21 protein-coding genes and 1 pseudogene are annotated in these 21,293 nt (G+C 64.2%); 9 read left to right on the forward strand and 13 right to left on the reverse strand.

The features are described from left to right. The gene (locus FBZ93_RS02705; RefSeq protein WP_146984426.1) at positions 1-1,146 is read left to right on the forward strand and encodes an acyl-CoA dehydrogenase family protein; all 1,146 of its coding nucleotides are present in this window, start codon (positions 1-3) and stop codon (positions 1,144-1,146) included. Positions 1,147-1,164: 18 nt separating this feature from the next. Here the strand turns inward: FBZ93_RS02705 and FBZ93_RS02710 are convergent. From FBZ93_RS02710 to FBZ93_RS02720, 3 genes and pseudogenes are all read right to left on the reverse strand, one after another. Next, positions 1,165-2,348, reverse strand: a pseudogene (locus tag FBZ93_RS02710) (acyl-CoA dehydrogenase family protein). Beyond that, positions 2,341-3,222, reverse strand: a complete 882-nt coding sequence (locus FBZ93_RS02715; protein WP_146984427.1) for an HpcH/HpaI aldolase/citrate lyase family protein — start codon at positions 3,220-3,222, stop codon at positions 2,341-2,343. The pseudogene FBZ93_RS02710 and the gene FBZ93_RS02715 overlap by 8 nt, the downstream one beginning before the upstream one ends. Then, positions 3,219-3,671: a MaoC family dehydratase gene (locus FBZ93_RS02720; protein WP_146984428.1), complete on the reverse strand. Its 453-nt coding sequence runs from the start codon at positions 3,669-3,671 to the stop codon at positions 3,219-3,221. Before FBZ93_RS02720 ends, FBZ93_RS02715 begins: the two co-directional genes overlap by 4 nt. Before the next feature lie 127 nt (positions 3,672-3,798). Here FBZ93_RS02720 and FBZ93_RS02725 point away from each other — a divergent pair, with 127 nt between their 5' ends. Further along, on the forward strand, positions 3,799-4,812 hold the full coding sequence (locus FBZ93_RS02725; RefSeq protein ID WP_146984429.1) for an NADP-dependent oxidoreductase: 1,014 nt from the start codon (positions 3,799-3,801) through the stop codon (positions 4,810-4,812). 8 nt (positions 4,813-4,820) lie between these two features. On the opposite strand, the gene FBZ93_RS02730 is transcribed toward FBZ93_RS02725, so the two are convergent. Beyond that, complete coding sequence (locus FBZ93_RS02730; protein ID WP_146984430.1) at positions 4,821-5,696, reverse strand: SDR family oxidoreductase; 876 nt, start codon at positions 5,694-5,696, stop codon at positions 4,821-4,823. Positions 5,697-5,828: 132 nt separating this feature from the next. On the opposite strand from FBZ93_RS02730, the gene FBZ93_RS02735 reads away from it, so the two are divergent. After that, positions 5,829-6,632 (forward strand): enoyl-CoA hydratase/isomerase family protein, encoded by an 804-nt coding sequence (locus tag FBZ93_RS02735; protein ID WP_208763949.1) that lies wholly within the window; start codon positions 5,829-5,831, stop codon positions 6,630-6,632. On the opposite strand, the gene FBZ93_RS02740 is transcribed toward FBZ93_RS02735, so the two are convergent. The 3 genes from FBZ93_RS02740 to FBZ93_RS02750 form a co-directional block, all read right to left on the reverse strand. Beyond that, entirely contained in the window at positions 6,633-8,258 is a 1,626-nt protein-coding gene (locus FBZ93_RS02740; RefSeq protein WP_146984432.1) for an AMP-binding protein, read from the reverse strand. A 119-nt stretch (positions 8,259-8,377) separates the two neighbouring features. After that, positions 8,378-9,184 carry an enoyl-CoA hydratase/isomerase family protein gene (locus FBZ93_RS02745; protein WP_146984433.1) on the reverse strand — a complete coding sequence of 269 codons (807 nt, stop codon included), beginning with the start codon at positions 9,182-9,184 and terminating at the stop codon, positions 8,378-8,380. A gap of 25 nt (positions 9,185-9,209) precedes the next feature. After that, complete coding sequence (locus FBZ93_RS02750) at positions 9,210-10,091, reverse strand: SDR family oxidoreductase (protein ID WP_146984434.1); 882 nt, start codon at positions 10,089-10,091, stop codon at positions 9,210-9,212. A 208-nt stretch (positions 10,092-10,299) separates the two neighbouring features. On the opposite strand from FBZ93_RS02750, the gene FBZ93_RS02755 reads away from it, so the two are divergent. After that, positions 10,300-10,824 (forward strand): MarR family winged helix-turn-helix transcriptional regulator, encoded by a 525-nt coding sequence (locus FBZ93_RS02755; protein ID WP_146984435.1) that lies wholly within the window; start codon positions 10,300-10,302, stop codon positions 10,822-10,824. Between the two features lie 123 nt (positions 10,825-10,947). Here FBZ93_RS02755 and FBZ93_RS02760 read toward each other — a convergent pair whose 3' ends face one another. The 6 genes from FBZ93_RS02760 to FBZ93_RS02785 all read right to left on the reverse strand — a co-directional run bounded on the left by FBZ93_RS02760 (position 10,948) and on the right by FBZ93_RS02785 (position 16,989). After that, complete coding sequence (locus tag FBZ93_RS02760) at positions 10,948-12,177, reverse strand: ABC transporter substrate-binding protein (RefSeq protein ID WP_146984436.1); 1,230 nt, start codon at positions 12,175-12,177, stop codon at positions 10,948-10,950. 76 nt (positions 12,178-12,253) lie between these two features. Continuing rightward, positions 12,254-13,033 (reverse strand): 2-keto-4-pentenoate hydratase, encoded by a 780-nt coding sequence (locus tag FBZ93_RS02765; RefSeq protein ID WP_146984437.1) that lies wholly within the window; start codon positions 13,031-13,033, stop codon positions 12,254-12,256. Further along, complete coding sequence (locus FBZ93_RS02770) at positions 13,030-13,839, reverse strand: alpha/beta fold hydrolase (protein ID WP_208763950.1); 810 nt, start codon at positions 13,837-13,839, stop codon at positions 13,030-13,032. Before FBZ93_RS02770 ends, FBZ93_RS02765 begins: the two co-directional genes overlap by 4 nt. A gap of 30 nt (positions 13,840-13,869) precedes the next feature. Further along, on the reverse strand, positions 13,870-15,372 hold the full coding sequence (locus FBZ93_RS02775) for an AMP-binding protein (RefSeq protein ID WP_349643251.1): 1,503 nt from the start codon (positions 15,370-15,372) through the stop codon (positions 13,870-13,872). 5 nt (positions 15,373-15,377) lie between these two features. Further along, complete coding sequence (locus FBZ93_RS02780; protein ID WP_146984438.1) at positions 15,378-15,779, reverse strand: hypothetical protein; 402 nt, start codon at positions 15,777-15,779, stop codon at positions 15,378-15,380. Positions 15,780-15,852: 73 nt separating this feature from the next. Further along, positions 15,853-16,989 (reverse strand): amidohydrolase family protein, encoded by a 1,137-nt coding sequence (locus tag FBZ93_RS02785; protein ID WP_167528885.1) that lies wholly within the window; start codon positions 16,987-16,989, stop codon positions 15,853-15,855. On the opposite strand from FBZ93_RS02785, the gene FBZ93_RS02790 reads away from it, so the two are divergent. From FBZ93_RS02790 to FBZ93_RS02810, 5 genes are read left to right on the forward strand one after another with little or no spacing between them, the layout of a single operon-like run. Next, positions 16,913-18,286, forward strand: coding sequence for an NAD(P)/FAD-dependent oxidoreductase (locus FBZ93_RS02790; RefSeq protein ID WP_167528886.1), 1,374 nt, complete (start codon positions 16,913-16,915; stop codon positions 18,284-18,286). The two genes, FBZ93_RS02785 and FBZ93_RS02790, sit on opposite strands and share 77 nt — an antisense overlap. Positions 18,287-18,302: 16 nt before the next feature. Further along, positions 18,303-19,598, forward strand: coding sequence for an aromatic ring-hydroxylating oxygenase subunit alpha (locus tag FBZ93_RS02795; RefSeq protein ID WP_146984441.1), 1,296 nt, complete (start codon positions 18,303-18,305; stop codon positions 19,596-19,598). Between the two features lie 10 nt (positions 19,599-19,608). After that, positions 19,609-20,094, forward strand: a complete 486-nt coding sequence (locus tag FBZ93_RS02800; RefSeq protein ID WP_146984442.1) for an aromatic-ring-hydroxylating dioxygenase subunit beta — start codon at positions 19,609-19,611, stop codon at positions 20,092-20,094. 12 nt (positions 20,095-20,106) lie between these two features. Continuing rightward, the gene (locus tag FBZ93_RS02805) at positions 20,107-20,868 is read left to right on the forward strand and encodes an SDR family NAD(P)-dependent oxidoreductase (protein ID WP_146984443.1); all 762 of its coding nucleotides are present in this window, start codon (positions 20,107-20,109) and stop codon (positions 20,866-20,868) included. Next, complete coding sequence (locus FBZ93_RS02810; protein ID WP_066511482.1) at positions 20,865-21,188, forward strand: non-heme iron oxygenase ferredoxin subunit; 324 nt, start codon at positions 20,865-20,867, stop codon at positions 21,186-21,188. Before FBZ93_RS02805 ends, FBZ93_RS02810 begins: the two co-directional genes overlap by 4 nt. The last annotated feature ends 105 nt before the right edge of the window (positions 21,189-21,293 follow it).

The following is a 21,293-nucleotide window of genomic DNA, read 5'->3' on the forward strand; positions in this document are numbered from 1 at the left end:
ATGCTGGCAAACCGCCCGGTCTACGACGAAGAGCACGCCCTGCTGCGCGACAGCGTTCGCCGCTTTGCCGCTGCGAACATCGCGCCGCGCTTCCAGGAATGGGAGAAGGCCGGGATCATCGATCGCGCATTGTGGCCGGCGGCCGGCGCGGCCGGCCTGCTTTGCCCCCAAGTGCCCGAGGCATCTGGCGGTATCGGCGGCGACTTCCGCCACAACGCCGTCGTGATCGAGGAGTTGGCCTATTCCGGCTTCGCGGGTCCCGCGACCGACTTCTCGGTCCACAGCGACGTCTGCTGCGGCTATCTCCTGCGCTATGGCACGGAGGAGCAGAAGAGGACGTGGCTGCCGCGGATGGTGGCCGGCGAGGCCGTTTGCGCGATTGCCATGACCGAGCCCGGGACCGGCAGCGATCTCCAGGGCATCCGTACGCGCGCGGTCCGCGAGGGCGACGAGTACGTCATCTCCGGCCAGAAGACCTTCATCTCGAACGGGCAGATGTGCGACCTCGTGATCGCGGTCGTCAGGACCAATCCCGACGGCGGCTCGCGCGGCATGAGCCTGATCCTGGTCGAGACCGACCACCCCGGCTTCCGCCACGGCCGCAACCTCGACAAGCTCGGCCACCTCTCCTCCGATACGTCGGAACTGTTCTTCGACCAGGTGCGCGTTCCCGTCGGCAATCTGCTGGGCTGCGAGGGCGGCGCCATGGCGGCGCTGATGAGCGAGCTGCCGCAGGAGCGGCTCACGATCGCGCTGCACTCGATCGCGTCGGCCCAGAAGGCGTTCGACATCACCAAGGCCTATGTCCTCGAGCGCAAGGCATTTGGCCAGGCGATCGGAACGTTCCAGAACACCCGATTCAAGCTGGCCGATCTGAAATCGGATCTCCAGGTCGGCTGGGCCTATGTCGATCAGTGCCTGGCCCAGCACATCCGCGGCGAGCTCACGACCTATGCGGCGTCGACCGCAAAACTCTGGACCACGGAGATGCACGGTCGCCTCGTCGACCAGTGCCTGCAATTCTTCGGCGGCTACGGCTTTATGCGCGAGTACGAGATTTGCCGGCTGTTCGCAGACGCGCGCGTGCTGCGCATCTATGGCGGCACGTCGGAGATCATGCGCGAGCTGATCTCGCGCAGCCTCTGACGTCGCCCGCTGCGCACGTCAGTAGCTCTTCGGCAGGTCGAGCACCTTCTCGGCGATGAAGCTCAGGATCAGTTGCTCGGTGATCGGCGCGAGCCGCGTGATCGAGACCTCGCGGAACAGCCGCTCGACGTGATATTCCTTGGCATAGCCGAAGCCGCCATGGGTCATGATCGCCTGCCAGGCCGCATCGTGCCCGGCGCGCGCGCCAAGCAGCTTGGCGCTGTTGGCCTCGGCGCCGCACGGCTTGTTCGAGTCGTAGAGCCAGGCGGCGCGCATCGCCATCAGCCAGGCTGACTCCAGATACATCCATTTCTCGGCAAGCGGATGCTGGATCGCCTGGTTCTGGCCGATCGGCCGATCGAACACACCCGCTCCCTGGCATACCGCGTCGCCCGGCGCAGCGCATCCTGCCCGATCCCGATCGCCTCGACCGCGATCAGGATACGTTCGGGATTGAGGCTGTGCAGGATGTAGGAAAAGCCCTTCCCCTCCTCGCCGATCCGGTCGGCCTCGGGAATGAACAAGCCATCGATGAAGATGGCGTTGGAATCCACCGCCTTGCGGCCCATCTTCGGAATTCGGCGCACCTCGATCTTCGCGCGGTCGAGATCGGTGTAGAAGATGGTGATGCCATCGGTCGGCCGCTTGCAATCCTCGAACTTCGTGGTCCGGGTCAGCAGCATGATCTTGTTGGCGACCTGCGCCGTCGAGGTCCAGACCTTCTGGCCGTGGACGAGATAGCCGCCCGGCACCTTCTCGGCAAAGGTCTTGATGCGCGTGGTGTTGAGCCCGGCATCCGGCTCGGTGAAGCCGAAGCAGCATTGGTCCTCGCCGGACACCAGGCGCGGCACCCAGCGCCGCTTCTGCTCGTCGGTGCCTTTCACCACGATCGGATGCGGCCCGAACAGGTTGATGTGCACGGCGGAGGCCGATGTCATGCCGCCGCCATGGCTTGCGACCTCGTGCATCATGATCGCGGCTTCGGTCACGCCCAGACCCGCGCCGCCAAATTCCTCGGGCATCGTGATGCCGAGCCAACCGGCATCCGCCATCGCGCGGTGGAATTCGCGCGGGAATTCGCCATCGTCGTCCCGGGCCAACCAATATTCATCGTCGAAGCGCGAGACGACGGCCCGAACGCCCTCGCGAATGGCGGCGTGATCCTCGGGCACGTCAAGTTGATTGGCAAAGGATCTATCCATTCGAACTGCCCTCCCCGACCGATGCCAAGGTTCGTCTTGCCGCGACCAGATGCGGAATGTCGTACATCTTGCCGTCGATCCCGACGGTACCGACATCGGGCGCGGCGGCGAAGGCAGCAACGACGCGCCGCGCGTGGGCCAGATCGTCATCCGACGGCGTGAAACAGCGGTTGATGGTTGCGACCTGATCGGGGTGGATCGCAATGCGGCCGACAAAGCCATCGCGGCGCGCGATCCTGCAGCTTTCGGCCAGCCCCTGCTGATCCCTGAAGTCAACATACAGGGTTTCGAGCGCCGCAGCATCGGCGGCCCCCGCCGCAAACAGGCACTGCGCACGTGCCACCTGGTAGGGAAAGGTCCAGCTTCCATCGGCTTCGCGCGGCGTCAGCGCGCCGAGCGCGGCACTCAGATCCTCGCCGCCCCAAGTCACTCCAACCAACCGCTTGTTCTTGCGCGAATACCCGCTGAAGCCGATCATGGCGGCCGGCGTTTCGGTCGCGACCGTCAGCAGCTTGACATGCCCGGCCGGTACGCCGCTCGCGACCTCGAGCACGTCGACATAGTGCGACACCAGATCGACGTCCTCGATGCCGTTGACCTTGGGAAGCAGCAGGCCGTCGAGGCCGGGACGAACCACCGCCGCGAGGTCCTCCAGTGTCAGCCCGGTGCCGAAGGGATTGATCCGGACCAGGAACGACCAGTTTCTCGGACCGCCGCCCAGCAAATTCTTCACGGCATCGCGCGCAAAGGCCTTGCGGCCAGGCGCCACCGAATCCTCGAGATCGAGGATCAGGGCATCGGCACCGATCCCGTCCGCCTTGGCGAATTTACGTTCACTGTCGGCGGGCACAAACAGAAGCGAGCGCAGTTTCATGCCGGCCTCCGCATCATCAGCCCGTTGCGGCGGCAATACATCACCTCTTCATTGTGCTGGTTGAAGCCGCGATGCTCGAAGGTCACGATGCCCTGCGTCGGACGGGACTTGCTCTCGCGCACGGCGACGACCTTCGTCTCGGCACGCAGCGTATCGCCGGCAAACACCGGCTTCGGAAATCGCGTGTCCTCCATGCCGAGATTGCCGACGGTGGTACCCAGCGTCGTGTCCTGCACAGACAGTCCGATGATAAGCCCAAGGGTGAAGATCGAATTCATCAGGGGCTTTCCGAACTCGGTGCCCTTGGCATACTCGTGATCGATATGCACCGCAGCAGGATTGTAGGTGAGCGACGAGAACAGGATATTGTCCATGTCAGTCACCGTGCGCCTGATCTCATGGACAAAGGCTTGTCCGACCGAAAACTGCTCGAAATAGAGCCCCGCCATGGCTTTGCCTCTTTGCGATATGTTGCAGGGTTGCGGACGGCGCTGCCGCCCGGATTTCCTTGTCTCCCGCCGGTTTTCTACCGTATAGTCATATCGTACACAAGCGTACTAATTATGGGGAGCGCTCATGTCCGTTCGCGAAAATCGACAGGTCCGGCTGACCACCCGGCCCCGTGGCATCCCGCAGCCGGAGCATTTCTCGCTTCTTACCGGGCCGGTTGCTGCCCCTGGCAAGGGCGAGATCCTGATCCAGAACCGCTATCTGTCCGTTGATCCAGCGCAGCGCGGGTGGGCGAACGATGAGGGGAACTATAGCGCGCCGGTGCCGCTCGACACGGCGATGCGCGCGCTCGCAGTTGGCGAGATCATCGAGAGCAATGTGGCGGACTATCGTGCGGGCGAGCACGTCTACGGGTGGTTCGGCTGGCAACGCTATTGCGTCACGACGCCGGACACGGTGCTGCGCCGCGTCGTGCCGTCCCGCCTGCCGCTCAGCGCCAATCTCAGCGTGCTCGGCATGAACGGCATCACCGCATTTCTCGCCTTTCACCGCCTGGGCGATCCCAAGCACGGCGAACATGTGCTGGTGTCGACCGCGGCGGGCAGCGTCGGAAGCTTCGTCGGCCAGCTCGCGAAAATTGCCGGCTGCCGTGCCGTCGGATTGACCGGTTCCGCCGCGAAGGCCGCGTTCGCGAAAACGCGCTACGGCTATGCCGACATGATCAACTATCGCGACGTGACCGATCTCGGCGCCGCGATCCGCGCGGCCTGTCCTGACGGCAACGACATCTTCTTCGACAACACCGGCGGGCCAATCGCCGATGCCGCCATTCGCACCATGCGGCTGCGTGGACGCGTGATCCAGTGCGGCACGGCGGCGAATGCCTCCTGGACTCCCGTCCCCACCGGCCCGCGCCCCGAGCGCGAGATTCTCACCCGGCGCCTGCGCTGGTCCGGCTTCATCATCTTCGATCACGCCGCCGAGTTCGAAACGGCGGCAGCGCGCCTCGCCGAACTCGCGCTTGCCGGCAAGATCGTTCATGACGAGGAAATTCTGCCGGGCCTCGCGCACGCGCCCGGCGCGATCGCCCGGCTTTACCGCGGCGAGAACCACGGCAAGCTGATCATCGCGGTGGATTGAGCGAGCGGCTACGCGCTTGCCTTGCGCTTCATCACCTCGGGCAGCTTGACGCGATGGAAGCCTTCGAACGGCACGCTGCGGCTGTGCGGCTCGAGCTGCCAGGTGGTGCGCGCATTGGGCGTTCCGCCGTCGACGCGGAGGCAGGAGCCGGTGATATAGGCCGCCGCAGGCGACAGCAGATAGACGATGGCGGCCGATATCTCCGCCTCGGTGCCAAAGCGCTGCAACGGCACGCGCTCGGTGAAGTCATGCAGCTTCTTCTGCATCTCCGGCGTGTAGGTGTCGAAGCCGCTCGACACGATGCCGCCGGGCGCGACCGCGTTGACGCGGACGCCCGAGCCCGACCATTCGCAGGCTGCCGTCTCGGTCAGGGTCAGCATGCCTCCCCGCGCCGCGGCCGAGTGGCCGAATTCCGGCCAGCCGTGCCAAATGTCGGCAATGATGTTCACGATCGCGCCGCCATTGGCCTCCATCCAGCGGTTATAGGCCTCGCGCATGAAGATGAAGCCGCCGGTCAGATTGTTGCGCACGACGGCTTCGAACCCCTTGGTCGAGATCGCCTTCAGCGGTGCGCGGAACTGGCCGCCGGCGTTGTTGACCAGGCCATCGATGCGGCCATAGCGCGCAAGCACCGCGTCGATGGCGGCAGCCACCATGGTCTCGTCACGGATGTCGCAGGCATGGCTCATCGCCTGCCCGCCATCCTCCTCGATCTCGCGCTGCACCTCGACGAGCTTCTCAATCGTCCTGCCGAGGATGGCCACGTTCGCGCCCAGCGCCGCGAGCTCATGGGCGGTGCAGCGCCCGATCCCACTGCCGCCGCCGGTCACGACGATCGTCTGGTCCCGGAACAGATCCGGCCTGAACACGGACTGGTATGGCATCGCCTCGCCTCCCTGAAGGTCGTCTCGCCGCCGGCCTCCCGATTGGCGGCCGGGATGCCCATGGTATTGCGCATGATTACCGTACACTATATTACTATCTGATCAAGGATAATGAACGATGGGAACGCACCCGTGACGCCACCGAACACCATCACTGTCGAGACCCGCGGCGCGATCGAGATCCTGACCTTGAACCGGCCGGACCAGCTCAATGCGGTCTCGCCCGAGATGATCGCGGAACTGACCGCGCACTTCTCCGCGCTCCACGAACGGCCGACGACGCGGGTCGTGATCCTGCGCGGCAACGGGCCTCAATTCTCTGCCGGGGCCGAATTGGGATCGGATGCATTCGCCGCCCCTGGCAAGGAACGGCCGCAGCGCCAGCTCAAGATGCAGCAGAACTATTCCGGCGTGATCCGCCTGATGCGATCATGCCCGCAGCCGATCATCGGGCTCGTCCACGGCGCGGCATGCGGCGCGGGTTTCTCCTTCCTGCTCGCCTGCGACGTCCGCTTCGCCACACCGGATGCGCGCATGAACGCCGCCTATATTCGTATCGGCGTCGGCGGCTGCGACATGGGCTCGGGCTATCTCCTGCCGCGGCTGGTCGGGCTCTCCGTGACCTCGGAGCTCTTGCTCACCGGACGCTTCCTCAAGGCCGAGCGCGCGAGAGCAATCGGACTTGTCAGTGATATCGCTCCGGTTGACGAGCTGCTGGCAAGGGGACTGGCGTTCGCCGACGAGATGCTGCGGGTCTCGCCGATGGGGCTGCGCATGACAAAGCAGGCGCTCAACACGCTGATCGACGCACCGAGCCTTGATGCCGCGTTGATGCTGGAAGACCGCCAGCAGGTGATCCTGCTGGAGACGCATGATCATGCGGAAGCGGTCGCCGCGTTTCGCGAGCGGCGGGATTCGACCTACTCCGACCAGTGACTATCTCGCGTCGGCAAAAGCGGCGGCGATCTCGCGCAGCTTGAACTTCTGGATCTTGCCGCTGGCCGTACGCGGAAGCTCGGCCAGGAGCTCGACACGCTCGGGCCAGAACTGCTTTGCCATTCTCGCCTCGCCCAGATAGGCCTGCACTGCCGTCAAATCGATCGTGCTCCCGGTACGGGGAACGATGAACGCACAGCCGCGCTCGCCGAGCCGGGTATCGGGGAAGCCGACGACCGCGACGGCCGAGACCGCGGGATGCTTGTAGAGCAGGTTCTCGATCTCGACGACGGGCACGTTCTCGCCGCCGCGGATCAGGATATCCTTCACGCGGCCGGAGATGCGGATGTAGCCGTCCTTGTCCATGTAGGCGAGGTCGCCGGAGTCGAACCAACCATCATTGTCGAAGGTCAGCAGCTCGGGCCGCTTGTAGTAACCCTTGAACATCTGGGCGCCACGAACCAGCAGCCGCCCGGGCTCTCCTATGGGTGCCGGCCGTCCTTCGCTATTGACGACGCTGATTTGCATTCCCTCGAGTGGCCGGCCGTCCGTGCTCGCGGATTTCTCGGCTGCGCGCGCCGGCTCGGTCAGCGTCCCCGACAGGACTTCCGTCATGCCCCAGAGCGAGCAGACCGTAAGACCGAGTTCAGCGGCCGCACGCTCGATCAGCACGGACGGGATCGGGGCGCCGCCGCACAGGAACGAACGCAAGCTATTCGGCCGCGCCGCACCCGCCTTGACGGCGTCGCAGATGTCGCTGAGGAACGGCGTCGACGCTGCCGTGTAAGTGACGCCTTCGCGCGCCATCAGGCCGGCGCCGCGTCTGGCTTCCCAGACATCCTGCAGGATCATCGTGCCACCGAGATAGACCGAGAGCAGCACAATCGCGGCATAACCCGTCATGTGCCCAACCGGCGAGGCGACCAGCAGCACATCGCTGGAATCGAGCCCGAACCGTCCCGACAGCGCCTTGCAGCAGGCGATCAGCGAATTCGACGTGTGCATGACGCCTTTGGGCTCGCCCGTGGTGCCTGACGTGAACATCAGCACGGCCATGTCGTCCGGACGCAGGCCGGAAGGCAGCTTGTCGGCCTCGGACAACAGCAGCATCGCTTCGAAGCCGGTCTCGCCCTCGCCGTCCGCAACGATCACGTGCTTGAGGTACGGCAGCTCCGCGCGCATGCCTTGCGCCATCGCGGCGTAGTCGAACCCGCGATATACGTTCGGTACGATGAAGACTTTCGCCTGGCAGAAATTCAGGATGTAGAGCAGCTCGCGCTCGCGCAGGATCGGCATCACCGGGTTCATCACCGCGCCGATCTTGCTGCACGCGAACGCGGTGACGACAAACTCCCACCAGTTGGGCAGTTGCACGGTGACGACGTCGCCGCGCCCGACACCGAGCCGCAGCAGCGCGCTCGCGGCGCGATCCGCCAGCTTCTCCAGCTCCCGATAGGTGAAACGTGTCGCCCGGTCGCGATCCGCCCGATCGGCGACGATCGCGACCTTGTCGGGCGTCTTCTCGACGGCCTCGGTGAGAAGCTGATCGACGGTCTTGTCGAGCCAGTAGCCGGCCTCGCGGAAACCGGCATGAGACGTATCCAGTTTGGCGGCTGCCACGGTCATGTGTCCCTCCTGCGCTGCTGTGTCGGTTCCGGCTTCACGGCCGGATTATTTAGTATATCAGTGTACCTTACTTTATCGTACTATATATCGCCAATGGTCCAGATTGTCGCCTTCGGAGATCACTTCCCGGCAAACACGGGCTTGCGCTTCTCGACGAAGGCCCTGACGCCTTCACGCGCGTCCGTCGTCCGCGAGATCGCGGCTAACGTCTCTGCCTCATCCTCGAGCTGGCTTTCGAACGATCGATCGTTGGTCTGGGAAAACAGCCGCTTGATCGCGCCGAACGCCTCCGTCGGGCCGGCGGCAAGTTCTCCGGCGATGCGCGCAGCCTCGGACTGCACCGCGTCAGCGGGAACGACGAAGTCGACCAGTCCCAGCGCAAGCGCCGATTTGGCGTCAAGCGTTTCGCCGAGCAGGAAAAAACGCCGGGCGCGTGCCACGCCGATCCGCCGCGTGACCGTCGTGGTCGATCCGCTGTCCGGGCTGAAGCCGATCCTGGAGAACGCCGCCGAGATTTTCGCCGTCTCCGCCATCACCACGAGGTCTGCGGCCGCCATCAGCGACACGCTGCCGCCGGCGACATTGCCGTGAACGGCGGCGACGACCGGCGCTCGCATCCGCACCATTCGGGCGATCGCGACATGAAGGTCGGCCGTCCAGGCCTTGATCGTTGCCGGCAGCGCATCGCCCTGGCTGAGCAGCGACGTCAGGTCGCCGCCGACGCTGAACAGCCTGCCGCGCGCCGACAGCAGCACCGCGCGCACATCGGCGCGCTCGCTGAGCTCCGCAATGGCCAGGCTGAATTCGCGGCAGAACTCGCCATCGATCGGATTGCCGCGCTCGGCCCGATCGAGCACGATATGGGCGAGACCATTGTCCACGGTGCACTCAATGCTCTTGGTCGCCATGGCCAGTCCCCTCGACATCTCTTTCTCCGTGACCGCAGGCGGGCTAGATCGAGCGAGCCTGCTTTTCCTTCTGCACCGAGGTCTGGATGGCCTCGCGCGCGCGCTGCCAGTCCGCGGATGACAGCTTTGAGAGCCCTGCGAAGGTGCTGGGCGCGGCCAGATGATGACCGCCATCGATGCTGATCGTGTCGCCGGTGATGTAGCTGCAACCGTCCGACATCAGGAAGATCAGGAGATTGCGCAGCTCGTCCATCTTGCCGAAACGGCGCAGCGGCACCTCGTCCGCCTGTGTCGCACCGACGCCGGTTTCGGCCAGCGGATTGAGCTTGTCCCAGGCCCCTTCGGTCGGGAACGGCCCGGGCGCGATCGCATTGACGCGGATGTTCTTCGGTCCCCACTCGACCGCAAGCGACATGGTCATGGCGTGCACGGCTGCTTTCGCCATCGCCGCCGGCACCACATAGGCCGATCCGGTCCACACCCATGTCACGAGGTTGCTGATGATGACGCCGGGCAGGCCTGCCGCGATCCACCGCTTGCCGCAGGCGAGCGAGGTGTAGAACGAGCCGTCCATCACCGTCGACCGGACCGCCTCGTAGCCGCGTGGCGACAGGCTTTCCGTCGGCGCCAGGAAGTTGGCGGCGGCATTGTTGACGAGCCCGGTGAGCGGCCCCTCGGTCCAGATGCTGGCCAGCATGGCATCGATGCTGTCGGGATCGCGCACATTGGCGAGCAGCGCCGTCGCCTGCCCGCCCGATCGCGCACGGATGTCCTGCGCGGCCTGGTCGAGCACCTCCTTGCGCCGCCCGCAGATGTAGACATGGGCACCATGGGCAGCGAACCCGACCGACATCTCCTTGCCGAGTCCGGTCCCTCCGCCCGTCACCAGGATGCGCTTTCCCTTCAGTACGGCCGCATCGAACATGGACGACTTCCTTCCCTGTGGCAGGTCGGCCGCTTCCGCGGCCTATCGACCGTTCCACAGATAATACACTAGCGTACTTCTTTTGTAAATCGATCCATGGCCCGACGGCGGGCGATTTCATCCTGGTGGCGCGACCTTCCATTTAAAATACGCTGGTGTATGGTATTGGTTGACCTCAAACCTCCGACTCGCCGCAAGGGACGTATCAATGGTTGATCAGCCCGATTGGGATCTTCGGCTTGGATATCTCATCCACGACGTATCGCGGCTCAGGAGGATGATGTTCGATCGCGCACTGGCGCCGCTCGGGATCACCCGCTCGCAATGGTGGGTGCTGGCGTTCATCTCCCGCAAGGACGGGCTTCCCCAGGTTCAGCTCGCCAACGAGCTCGATGTCGGCAAGGTCGCCGTCGGAGCCCTGATCGACCGCCTCGAATCCTCCGGCTTCGTGATCCGCCAGGCCGATCCGGTCGATCGCCGCGTCAAGCGCGTCTATGTCACCAAGCAGGCGCGCGGTTTCCTCGAGAAGCTCCGGAAGGAAACCGACAAGTTCAACGCCAAGATCGTCAACGGCATCGACCGCAAGCAGCTGGAAGACGCTTCCGACGCACTCCTCGCCATGAAGCATAACCTCCTCGCGATGTCGGACGGCACGGTCGCCAACATTAGCGACGACGAAGAGGAAGAAACGCAGCGCTCCAAAACCCGGAAGAAGCGGCGGGCGGTGGCGTAAGGCCCCACCAGCCCCGGCTGCCTCCGAGCACGAGTAATTCGTCAGCTCGCGAGACGACGTCGCGCCCTCAGATATTGGCGTCGGGCGCGGTCGCATATCAGCCCCATCACTCGAGGGCCGAGCTCACGACGCAATGCCGTCCAGATCAACCATGTTCCCGACGGGCACCCAGTTGGCGCCGTCAAAGCGGGTGATTTGAAGGTGGTGGACGGCCCGATAGTCGGTTGGAGAGTTACTGACCTTGATGCCATCCAGAAACAGCGGCGGCTGCTCGTCCTTCAGAGACGTTGCATGCTTCAGCAGATTTTCGCGCGTGAGTTCGTTGCCGCACCGCCTCAGGACCTGCTCGATCATGTAGGCGTTGTTGTAGCCGGGCGTTGCGGTGTTGTCGTCGATGCTGACTGACGGCATGTATTTCTTCATGAACTCGACATAGGCTTTGACGCGAGACTTGGACTGCTGGCGCGGATCGGTCGCTATGATTTCCCACCACGCCGAGACAAGCCCTTTCGCATTGTCGAGCCCCGCCGGCGCCAGCGTCCCTCCGATCGAGCTGCAGTTCGAATTGACGATGTGGAGCGGTTTCCAGCCCAGCGCCGCCACCTTGCGGATGCCCTGAGCCGCAAATTTGGAATAGGTCAACTGCACGAAGACATCCGCGCCCGCCCCTTTGCAGTCGGCGACCTGGTTGTCGATCGTAGGCTCCGTGATCTCGTGGCTGATTTCCTTTACGATAGCACGGCCCTTGCTGCCGAGCCCTTTCTTCAGGCCACGAAGAAAGTCCTTGCCGAGATCGTCATTGACATACTGAACCGCGATCTTCGCTTCCGGCTTCTCGCTCAGTATATGCGCACCCAGCGCGGCTCCCTGCGCAACATAGATCGGATAGAACGGAACGATCCAGGGAAATTCCTTGGGATCGTTGAAGCGCTCAGCGCCCGAGGTCAGGAACAGGTTTGGCACCTTCTTGGCGTTGAGATACTTCATCACCGCGGCATTGGCCGCCGTACCAAGGAAGCCGGCGATCGCGAACACCTCCTCCGATTCCACCAGCTTTCGGGTCTGCTCTACGGCCTTCGGCGGCGAGAACGCATTGTCAAGCGAGATCAGGTTGACCTTTCTGCCGTTGATGCCGCCATTGTCGTTGATCATCTGAAAATAGGCCGTCTGCGCCTGCCCATAGACGCCGTATCCGGATGCGGGGCCGCTGTAAGGTGCAGTGGTCCCGAGCTTGATCTCGGTATCAGTGACGCCGGGTCCGTAGTTTGCAGCGCGCGCCCCTGACGCGCTTCCGAACGCGAGCGCGCTCGCTCCCAGGCCCACAACGGCCGATCTTCGCGAAATCAACGTCATGCCCAATCCTCCCTATTATCGATTGTTGGTGATTTGAAGCTCTGAAGCGGCTCTTGATGCCTCCTGATCCGGGCGACTACGTGAAGGTCACGCTGACAGGCCCGAAACCGGAGACTCTCGCCTCGTAGACTTCGCCGACCGACACCGGCGAGACCGGGCCAAGCGCGCCCGTCAGCACGACATCGCCACCTCGCAGGGGTTGGCCGGCGCGTGCCATCGCCCTTGCGAGCCAGAGCCCGGCACGCAAGGGATGACCAAGGCAGGCCGAGCCACAGCCGACCGACACGATGGTTCCGTTGCGCGTCATCGTCATGCCGCAGGCCTCGAGGTCGACATCCGTCAATCGCCGCGGCGCTGCGCCGAGCACGTAGCGGGCGCTCGAGCCGTTATCCGCAACGGTATCGAGAATGCTGATCTTCCAGTCCCGTATCCGGCTGTCGACGATCTCGAGCGCAGCAACAGCATAGGCGGTCGATCGCATCAGTTCGCCAAGCGTGATGTCCTCGCCGGGGAGATCGCGGTCGAGAACAAGCGCGATTTCGGCCTCGACACGCGGCTGAATCAGCCGCGTGACATCGATAGCCTCGCCGGTCGAAATCTCCATGTCCGCGAACAGCGCACCATAGTCAGGCTGATCGACCCCGAGCTGCTGCTGCACGGCTTTCGACGTAAGACCGATCTTCCGGCCGACCATCCGCCTGCCATCAGCAATACCGCGCCGGGTCACCTCGGACTGCACCGCATAGGCGATCTCGAGGTTACCGTTGCCGATCTCGCCGGCGATCGGGTCGATCGGCCGCCGGGCCGATTCCGCCTCCTGGAGGCGCGCTGCGAGCCTGTCGACGAGCGTGCTCATGGCCGATCCAGGAAGGCGGCGACCAGCGCGTTGAACTCGTCGGCCTTTTCCCATTGCGCCCAGTGGCCGCACTTGGGATAGACGTGAAGCTCGGCGTTCGGCATGGTCTTCAGCAGGATGAAGGCGGAATCGAGCGGGACCACACGATCGTCGCGTCCCCAGACGATCAGCGTCTTGTGCTTCAGCGCGGCGAGATTCTCGCGCCAGATGTCGAGCGGCGGTCGCTTGAAGATGTCGATGACGTCCTTGCGCGTCGCAGCCTTCAGCCGCTCCTCGAGCAACGCATCGGTGATCGCCTTGGAATCGAACACCAGAAGCTCGATGACGCCTTTCAGCTTCTGCATCGAAGGGCCGTCGCCGCCGTGGAACATCGCCATGCGGCGCAGGCCTTCGGTCGGCATTGGCGTGAAGATAGCCTGACTGCCACCCGTGCCCATCAGCACCAGACGGTTGACCCGCTCGGGGGCGCGCAAGGCGACCATCAGCGAGGTAGCGCCACCCAGCGAGTTGCCGACGAAGCTCGCCTTCTGGACCCCGATCGCATCCATGAAGCTGCGGACGAATTCGCCCATCGCCTCGAAGATCGGCCCGTCCTGCAGCTTGCCCTCGGTCTCGCCGAACCCGGGCAGATCGACCACGATGACGCGGCGGCCGGCCGCCAGCGGCTCGACATTCTTGCGGTAATTGCTCAGGCCCGATGCGCCCGGTCCACCACCATGGATCAGGATTATTGGTTCTCCCTGCCCGACATCATGATAGCGCGTGCGGGTTCCCGTCACGTCGATGAACTTGTCACTCAGATCCACGCTTGATCTCCTGTTGATGGCAACGGTCGTTCAGGCCGGCGGAACGCCGGACTGAAGGTAGTGGTCGCGCAGCTTCCGCTTGAAAATCTTGCCGCTCGCCTCCCGCGGCAGCGCGTCGTGAAAGACGAAGCGCTTCGGCACCTTGAAGCGCGCGAAGCGCCGTTCGAGGAACGCCGTGACATCGGCCGGCGCGGGCGCTGCGTCCGGCTCCGCCTCGATCGCCGCGATCAGGCTTTCGCCGAACTCCGCATCGGGCACGCCGAACACAGCGCAGTCGCGCACGCCGGGACAATTGACCAGGACATTCTCGATCTCAGCGGGGTAGATGTTGACCCCACCCGAAATTACCATGTCGCGTTTGCGATCGCAGATGTGGAGAAAGCCGTCAGCGTCGAGATAGCCGACATCGCCGCAGGTCACGAGGCCGGCACGATCGACCTGTTCACGCTGCTCCGGACGGCCATGGTAGGTGAAGTCCGAATACGCCTCCGTGCGCAGGTAGATCTCGCCGATGCCGCCGGGCGCGACTTCCAGCCCGGCCTCGTCGTAGATCCTGAGCTCGGTGCCCGCCATCGGCCGACCGACCGTGCCGGGATGCGCGAGCCACTCCTCGGTGTTGCAGCCGACCGCAGCGCCGGTTTCCGTCGCGCCATACGTCTCGTGGATCACCGGCCCCCACCATTCGATCATCCCGCGCTTCACGTCGGGCGGACAGGCCGCACCGGTGTGCGTCACCCAGCGGATCGAGGACAAGTCGTAGCGATCGCGGACGGCGTCGCTGAGCCGCAGCAGGCGCACGAACATGGTCGGTACCATCGTCAGATGCGTGATCCGGTGCTCGGCAATGACCCGCAGCAGATCCTCCGGATCGAAGCTCTGCTGCAACACCGTGAGGTCGGCATGCTGGAAGGCCTGCCGCGCAAAAGCGCCGGGCGATGCGTGGTAGAGCGGACCGCAGACAAAGGCTCGCATGCCGGGTTCGATGCCGTAGATCTCGCGGAGCAGTGCCGCGTTTTTCTTGATCTGCTCGGGTGACATTGGCGCGCGTCGAACGCCCTTCGGATGTCCCGTGGTGCCCGAGGTGTAGATCATCGTGCCCCGCGGCGCGCGAGGCGGTTGTTTCCATTGCACAGCTCTGTCGCGAAACGCCGGCCAATCCTGCGCGTGGGACGGCGATGGCAACGACGCGGACGCATCATCGACGATTAAGGTCGGTAGATCGGCAGGAATGACACCTCCACCCGCCGCGATCAGGTCGCGATGCCCGATCAAGGCCCGCGGCGTACAATCGGCCAGAATGTAGGCGATCTCTTCGGGCTTGCTGTGCCAGTTCAGCGGCACGACATAGGCGCCGAGTAGCGCGGCTGCATGCAGCACCTCGAAATAGCAGGGATCGTTCCGGATCAGCAGCGCGATGGCATCGCCTTCGCGGACGCCAATCGACTCGAGTGCCGTGGCGGCACGGCTGCCCTGCTCAAGCAGGTCCTGGCGTGCAACGCGACGCTCGCCGATCACGATCATCTTGTCGGGCATCGCGCTCACTCCAGACAAACCGTCACCTCGGCGCGCGCCGACGGCAGCAGGACGCTGTCGAGCAGGCCGAATTCCTCGTCGGTGAGCACAAGGGCGATTGAGAACGTCAATGCATCCATGTGACCGCTGAGAACGGTCGGGTAGCGCCATTCAGCCTTCGCGATGGAGCGGCCGCGGCCGCGGAATTCGAACAGCAGCGGCTCGGGCGTGCTCGCGCCATGTCCGCTCTGATAGCCGTCCCCGATGGCATAGACCTCGCATACGAAGTCCTCCGGACCGCGGCGCTGAATTGCGATCTCTATGTCGAGCAGGCCGAAAGCGGGATCGGCCGCCGCGCCATCCTGGTAGAAATAGACGAAGGGAATGCGACCGTATTTGCTGGCTCCCCTCTCCGTGTCGGAGGGCACCTGTGCATCGCTGCGGCCCGGCGTTCGCGGCGGAACAGGACCGAGGAGGCACATCTGCGGCAATGAGCGACAATCAGCCACGGGGTGGCCCCGCGACTGCCGTGCCCCGCAGCCTCGCCACGTCGTAGCGCCGGCCGAGGAATCCGAAGGAATTTTCGGCGAGGACGGCTTCGCTGCTCAGCGCCCGGCTGGCGAATGCGCCCGGCTGCTTCTGCCGGATTGTGAAGGGATAATCGGACCCGACGACGATGCGGCTCTCGCCCACCGCGTTGCCGAGGAACGACAGCGACACCGGATCGTAGAGGATCGAGTCGTACCAGAACTGCCGCGCAAGGTTTGACGGCGCTCGCGTCATCTTGCCCCTGGCGCCGAGCGACCAGCCGAAATCCATTCGCGGCAGGATCCATGGCAGTGCCCCGCCGCCATGGCTGAGCAGGACACGCAGCCGGGGAAATCTTTCGGGCACACCGGCGGCGAGCAGTGACACCGACGCGAGCGCGGTTTCGAGCGGAAATACCGCCGTCGCGGCGAATTCCGGGCTGCCGCCGACGCGCTCCATGCCGGCCGGGTGCAGCGGATGCACGAAGATACCAAGATCGAGCGACTGGGCGGCCTCGTAGACCGGAAACAAGCCCTCACTGCCGAGCGCCACGCCGTCGATGTGTGTCCCGATCTCGATGCCGGCAAAGCCAAGCGCCTTGAGTTTATCCAGCTGCCGGATGGCGCGGGGAACATCCTGCATGCATACCATGCCGATACCGGCGAAATTGCCGGGCGCCTGCGCGATCATGCCCGCGATCTGGTCGTTCATGAGGTCCGCGAGATACTCGGCGTCATCAGGCGGCAACCAATGCGACAGCAACTCCGGCATCGGCGAGAGCACCTGCATGTCGGTGCCGTCCTCGACCATGTCCGCGAGCCGCCGTTCGACATCCCATGACCGCGTATCGATCTTCCGGAATACCTTGCCCGCGATTATCACCATCGCCTGATCGCCCGTCGAAAGCTCGACGCTCGGCCAGCGCGCGTCCCGCTTCGGGTCGGCAGCCAGCCGCGCAGGCACAATATGCGTGTGAATGTCGATCACAGTGCCCAATGCGCTCTCCCTGTCGCTCTGTTGCGAGCTTCTTGTCGTGATCGCCGCCGCGCCGCTGCGCGTCACAGAATTCACTTTACAAACAGGAATGATTGTTTTTATCTTTGCTGTCAAGACGCCTCTGAGCGTCACGGCAGCGACGAGCGGAAATGCCGCGCTGAGGGAGTCGCCAAGAGAGCGGCAGAGGGAGCGAATGACGTTGGATCCGCAGCAAGCGCGCATCGTAATCGTTGGAGCCGGACAGGCGGGCGCCCGCGCCGCCGAGGCCTTGCGCGCTGCCGGACATCGCGGCGCGGTCAGCCTGATCGGCGACGAAGAGCACCTTCCCTACGAACGCCCGCAACTGTCGAAAGCCATTTTGGTCGACCGCGCTTCCAATCCGGTGCTGGTCCTGCAGCACCAGCAGTGGAGCGACCTCGACGTCGCATTGTACACCTCGTCCCGTGCCGTCGCGGCCGATCTGCAGCGTCGTGTTGTCGGCCTCGCCAACGGACAAGAGCTCGCGTTCGACCGGCTGCTGTTCACGACCGGGACGCGTGTGCGCCGCCTGCCCGAGCTCGACAATGGCCCACTCCCCGTCCGCTACCTCCGTTGCATGAACGACGCGCTGGCGCTGCGCCAGGAGTTGCAGCCCGGTCGACGGATTGCGCTGATCGGCGGCGGGGTCGTCGGCCTCGAAGTCGCCTCCGCCGCGATCAGGCGCGGATGCCACGTCACCATCATCGAGAAGGCCGAAGGCTTGCTGTCTCAGATCGGATCCGGATCGCTCGGCCAATATCTCCATCAGCTCCATGCGTCGAAGGGCGCGAAGATTGTATGCAACGCCGTGGCGAAGCGATCGACATCGCGCGGACTGGAACTCGACGACGGCAGCTTCGTCCCGGCCGATCTCGCATTGGCCGGCGTCGGCGTCGAGCCGGTCACTGAGCTCGCCCAACAACTGGGCCTCGATTCCCAGCATGGCATCCGCGTCACCTCGAGCGGAGCCACCCATGCCGATGGCATCTTCGCCGCTGGCGATGTCGCCGAGCAATGGAGCCGGAGCCACGACCGCTGGATGCGCATCGAGAACTGGGCCAATGCGCAGAACCAGGCCATAGCCACCGCAAAATCGATGACGAACCTCGCGACCGCTTATGATGCTCCGTCCTGGTTCTGGTCCGACCAGTACGACGCCAACATCCAGGTCGTCGGAAACCCGGCCGGTGGCGAGGAGATCGTCAGGGGCGACGTCGGCGCCGGACGCTTCGTCACCATCAGCGTCCGCGACGGCGAAGTCGTCGGCGGCATCACCGTCAATTCGGCACGAGACATGGCGGTGCTGCGCCGGCTCGTCGCCTCACGCAAGCCTGTTCGAAAAAGCGAACTCGAGAATCCCGCACTCGAACTGAAGCGCTTACTCGCGGCCTAGGGAAGAGGAAACCACAATGAACGCAGAACAGCCGCAGCCCGCGCTGCTCGTCGATCCGGCCGAGCGTATTTTCAAGGTCGCGCGCCGCAATTTCGTCGACCCCGAGATCTTCAGGGCCGAAAAGGAAATGATCTTCGACCGCTCGTGGCTCTACCTCGGGCATTCGTCCGAACTCCCGAAACCCGGCGACTTCATCACCCGCAAGGTCGCTGGCCGCGGCATCCTGTTCACCCGGGACAGCAAGGGGCAACTGCGCGCCCTGCTCAACACCTGCCCGCATCGCGGCGCCCAGGTCTGCCGCGAGCGCAAGGGCAACGCCAAATCGTTCCAGTGCTTCTACCATGGCTGGGTGTTCGGCGCTGACGGCAAGCTGCGTAGCCAGCCCGGCGAGGCCTCCTACCCCGAGGGCTTCAAAGGCCGCGACACCTCGAACATGCAGCCAGTGCCGCGGTTCGAGACCTATCGCGATTTCAACTTCATCTCATTCGACAGCAACATAATGCCGCTTGTCGACTACCTCGCCGGCGCGAAGGAATACCTCGACGTGATCTGCGATCAGACCGACGCCGGAATGTCGATCGTCGCAGGCAGCCAGGAATATTCGATCCGGGCGAACTGGAAGCTGCTCACCGAAAACAGCATCGACGGCTATCATGCCGCGACCACCCACGCGACCTACTTCGACATCCTGATGAGCTCGACGGACAACCTCGCTACCGGGATGGGTGCCGGCGGCTACGGCTACGACCTCGGCAACGGTCACGCTGTGCTCGAATACGGCGCTCCCTGGGGACGACCGGTCGCGCAGTGGATCCCCGGATGGGGAGAGGCTGGCAAATCGGAGATCGGGCGGATCTACGACAACCTCGTCGCACGCCACGGCCAAGAGCGCGCCGATCGGATCGCGCGCAGGAACCGCAACCTGTTCATTTTCCCAAATCTCGTCGTCAATGACATCATGGCGCTGACCGTGCGCACCTATTTCCCGATGGCCCCCGACTACATGGTGATCAACGCCTGGGCGCTGGCGCCAAACGACGAGTCGGCGTGGGCGCGAAAGTATCGCCTCAACAATTTCCTCGAGTTTCTTGGCCCCGGCGGCTTTGCAACACCCGACGACGCCGAAGCGCTGGAGCACTGCCAGCGCGGCTTCGAGAACTCCAAGGAAGCCCTGTGGAACGACATCTCGAAGGGAATGGGCAAGGAAAAGGCCCAGCACGACGACGAGCTCCAGATGCGCGCGTTCTGGACGCAGTGGAACAAGCAGATGTTCCCTGCGCCTGCGTCGGGCATCAAGAGCGTCGCGGCCTGAGGAGGACAAGATGCAATCCGCCAACCGAACCGAAGTGGAAGACTTTCTGTTCAACGAGGCCGAGCTGCTCGATCAATGGCGCCTGCCGGAATGGCTGACGCTGTTCACCGACGATGCGAGATACGAAGTACCCTGCACCGATCTGCCAGCAGACGCCTCGTCGGATGTCAACCTGTTCTACATCGCGGACGACCGCGCGCGGCTTGGCGAACGGGTCAAGCGGCTGATGAAGCGCACGGCACACGCCGAATTCCCACATTCGAAGACGAGCCGAATCGTCGGCAACGTCCGGATTCACGCACGGCACGAGGACGAGATCGACGTCACCTCAGTGTTCCAGACGCTGCGAACCAAGGACGGCGTCACCGATCTATACTTCGGGACGAACAAGTATCGCCTGGCGCTGCGAGACGACAGCTTCCGCATCCGGGAGAAGCGCTGCCTGCTCGGCGGTGAAGGCCTGCGGCCGAGCGGTCGCATCAGCATCGTGCTCTGACGGATCAATCAGATGGGTTCTCGTTTCGACGGACAGACAGTCGTAGTGACCGGGGCCGCCAGCGGCATCGGCGCCGTCATCGCCCGCCACTTTGCCGACGCCGGCGCCAACCTCGTGGTATCCGATATTGAGGAGGGCCGCCTCGGTGCGGTTGCCGACGAGATCGCCGCAAGCGGCGCAAGGCGCCCTGTCGTGAAGGCCGGCGACCTCTCGCGGGAGGACGTTGCAGGCAGCGTCATCAAGTCGGCGGTCGACAATTTCGGTGCGCTCGATATCCTGGTCAACAACGCAGGCGGCGGGATTATCAAGCCGTTTCTGGACCACACTCCCGATACGTTGCGGACCACGATCGATCGCAATCTCTGGACCGCGCTGTGGTGCACCTGGCACGCCGTCAAGGTCATGAAGGCCCGCGGCTACGGTCGCATCGTCAATATCGGGGCGGACTCGGTACGCAACGGTCTCTGGGATCACGCCGCCTACAACGCCGCCAAGGGCGGCGTGCATGCAATGGCGACCGGACTGGCGCGTGAATTCGCCAGGGACGGCATCACCGTGAATGTCGTCGCTCCCTGCATCGTCGAAACGCCCCAGGTCAAGCAGATCACCCTCAAGGCGCCGAAGGCGTTGCAGCGCTTTGTCGACGTGGTGCCTATGGGGCGCCCGGCCGAGATGGACGAGGTGGCATCGATGGTGTGCTATCTGGCTTCGAAGGAAGCCTCGTTCGTCACGGGACAAGTCATCAGCGTCAATGGCGGAAGCACGATGCTATGACAACCACGATCAACGGCATTCTCATCGGCCCGGTCCAGGACTTTCCGGAGGGGGAGATCCGTCCCGCGACGATGCCCGACGGCACTAACCTTGCAGTCTACAATGTCGGCGGCACGATCTACGCCACGGCCGATCTCTGCACGCATGGCGAGGCTTCATTGTCCGAAGAAGGCATCCTGACCGGAAATATCGTCGAATGCCCTTGGCATTTTGGTACATTCGATGTCACCAGCGGCGCGCCGACCGGCATGCCGTGTACGGTTCCGTTGAAGACCTTCCCGGTCAAGGTGATAGAAGACAGCGTCTATGTCGAATTCTGACGAACCAAAGCCCTCCTCCCGCCGTAGCGCCCCGGCATCGCGCGGGCCCGCAACCCGACAGAAGCTGAGATCGCGCCGGGACAGCACGGCCGAGCCGAAATACGC

It is taken from the genome of Bradyrhizobium macuxiense, from assembly GCF_007993935.1.
GTDB lineage: Bacteria > Pseudomonadota > Alphaproteobacteria > Rhizobiales > Xanthobacteraceae > Bradyrhizobium > Bradyrhizobium macuxiense_A.

Excerpts from the sequence above, each read along its gene's own strand:
- FBZ93_RS02775 (WP_349643251.1), bottom strand. The coding sequence starts at position 15,372 with ATGCCCGACAAGATGATCGTGATCGGCGAGCGTCGCGTTGCACGCCAG.
- FBZ93_RS02720 (WP_146984428.1), bottom strand. The coding sequence starts at position 3,671 with ATGGCGGGGCTCTATTTCGAGCAGTTTTCGGTCGGACAAGCCTTTGTC.
- FBZ93_RS02725 (WP_146984429.1), top strand. The coding sequence starts at position 3,799 with ATGTCCGTTCGCGAAAATCGACAGGTCCGGCTGACCACCCGGCCCCGT.
- FBZ93_RS02765 (WP_146984437.1), bottom strand. The coding sequence starts at position 13,033 with ATGAGCACGCTCGTCGACAGGCTCGCAGCGCGCCTCCAGGAGGCGGAA.
- FBZ93_RS02705 (WP_146984426.1), top strand. The coding sequence starts at position 1 with ATGCTGGCAAACCGCCCGGTCTACGACGAAGAGCACGCCCTGCTGCGC.
- FBZ93_RS02745 (WP_146984433.1), bottom strand. The coding sequence starts at position 9,184 with ATGTCGAGGGGACTGGCCATGGCGACCAAGAGCATTGAGTGCACCGTG.
- FBZ93_RS02740 (WP_146984432.1), bottom strand. The coding sequence starts at position 8,258 with ATGACCGTGGCAGCCGCCAAACTGGATACGTCTCATGCCGGTTTCCGC.
- FBZ93_RS02730 (WP_146984430.1), bottom strand. The coding sequence starts at position 5,696 with ATGCCATACCAGTCCGTGTTCAGGCCGGATCTGTTCCGGGACCAGACG.
- FBZ93_RS02805 (WP_146984443.1), top strand. The coding sequence starts at position 20,107 with ATGGGTTCTCGTTTCGACGGACAGACAGTCGTAGTGACCGGGGCCGCC.
- FBZ93_RS02800 (WP_146984442.1), top strand. The coding sequence starts at position 19,609 with ATGCAATCCGCCAACCGAACCGAAGTGGAAGACTTTCTGTTCAACGAG.
- FBZ93_RS02760 (WP_146984436.1), bottom strand. The coding sequence starts at position 12,177 with ATGACGTTGATTTCGCGAAGATCGGCCGTTGTGGGCCTGGGAGCGAGC.
- FBZ93_RS02795 (WP_146984441.1), top strand. The coding sequence starts at position 18,303 with ATGAACGCAGAACAGCCGCAGCCCGCGCTGCTCGTCGATCCGGCCGAG.
- FBZ93_RS02715 (WP_146984427.1), bottom strand. The coding sequence starts at position 3,222 with ATGAAACTGCGCTCGCTTCTGTTTGTGCCCGCCGACAGTGAACGTAAA.
- FBZ93_RS02810 (WP_066511482.1), top strand. The coding sequence starts at position 20,865 with ATGACAACCACGATCAACGGCATTCTCATCGGCCCGGTCCAGGACTTT.
- FBZ93_RS02755 (WP_146984435.1), top strand. The coding sequence starts at position 10,300 with ATGGTTGATCAGCCCGATTGGGATCTTCGGCTTGGATATCTCATCCAC.
- FBZ93_RS02750 (WP_146984434.1), bottom strand. The coding sequence starts at position 10,091 with ATGTTCGATGCGGCCGTACTGAAGGGAAAGCGCATCCTGGTGACGGGC.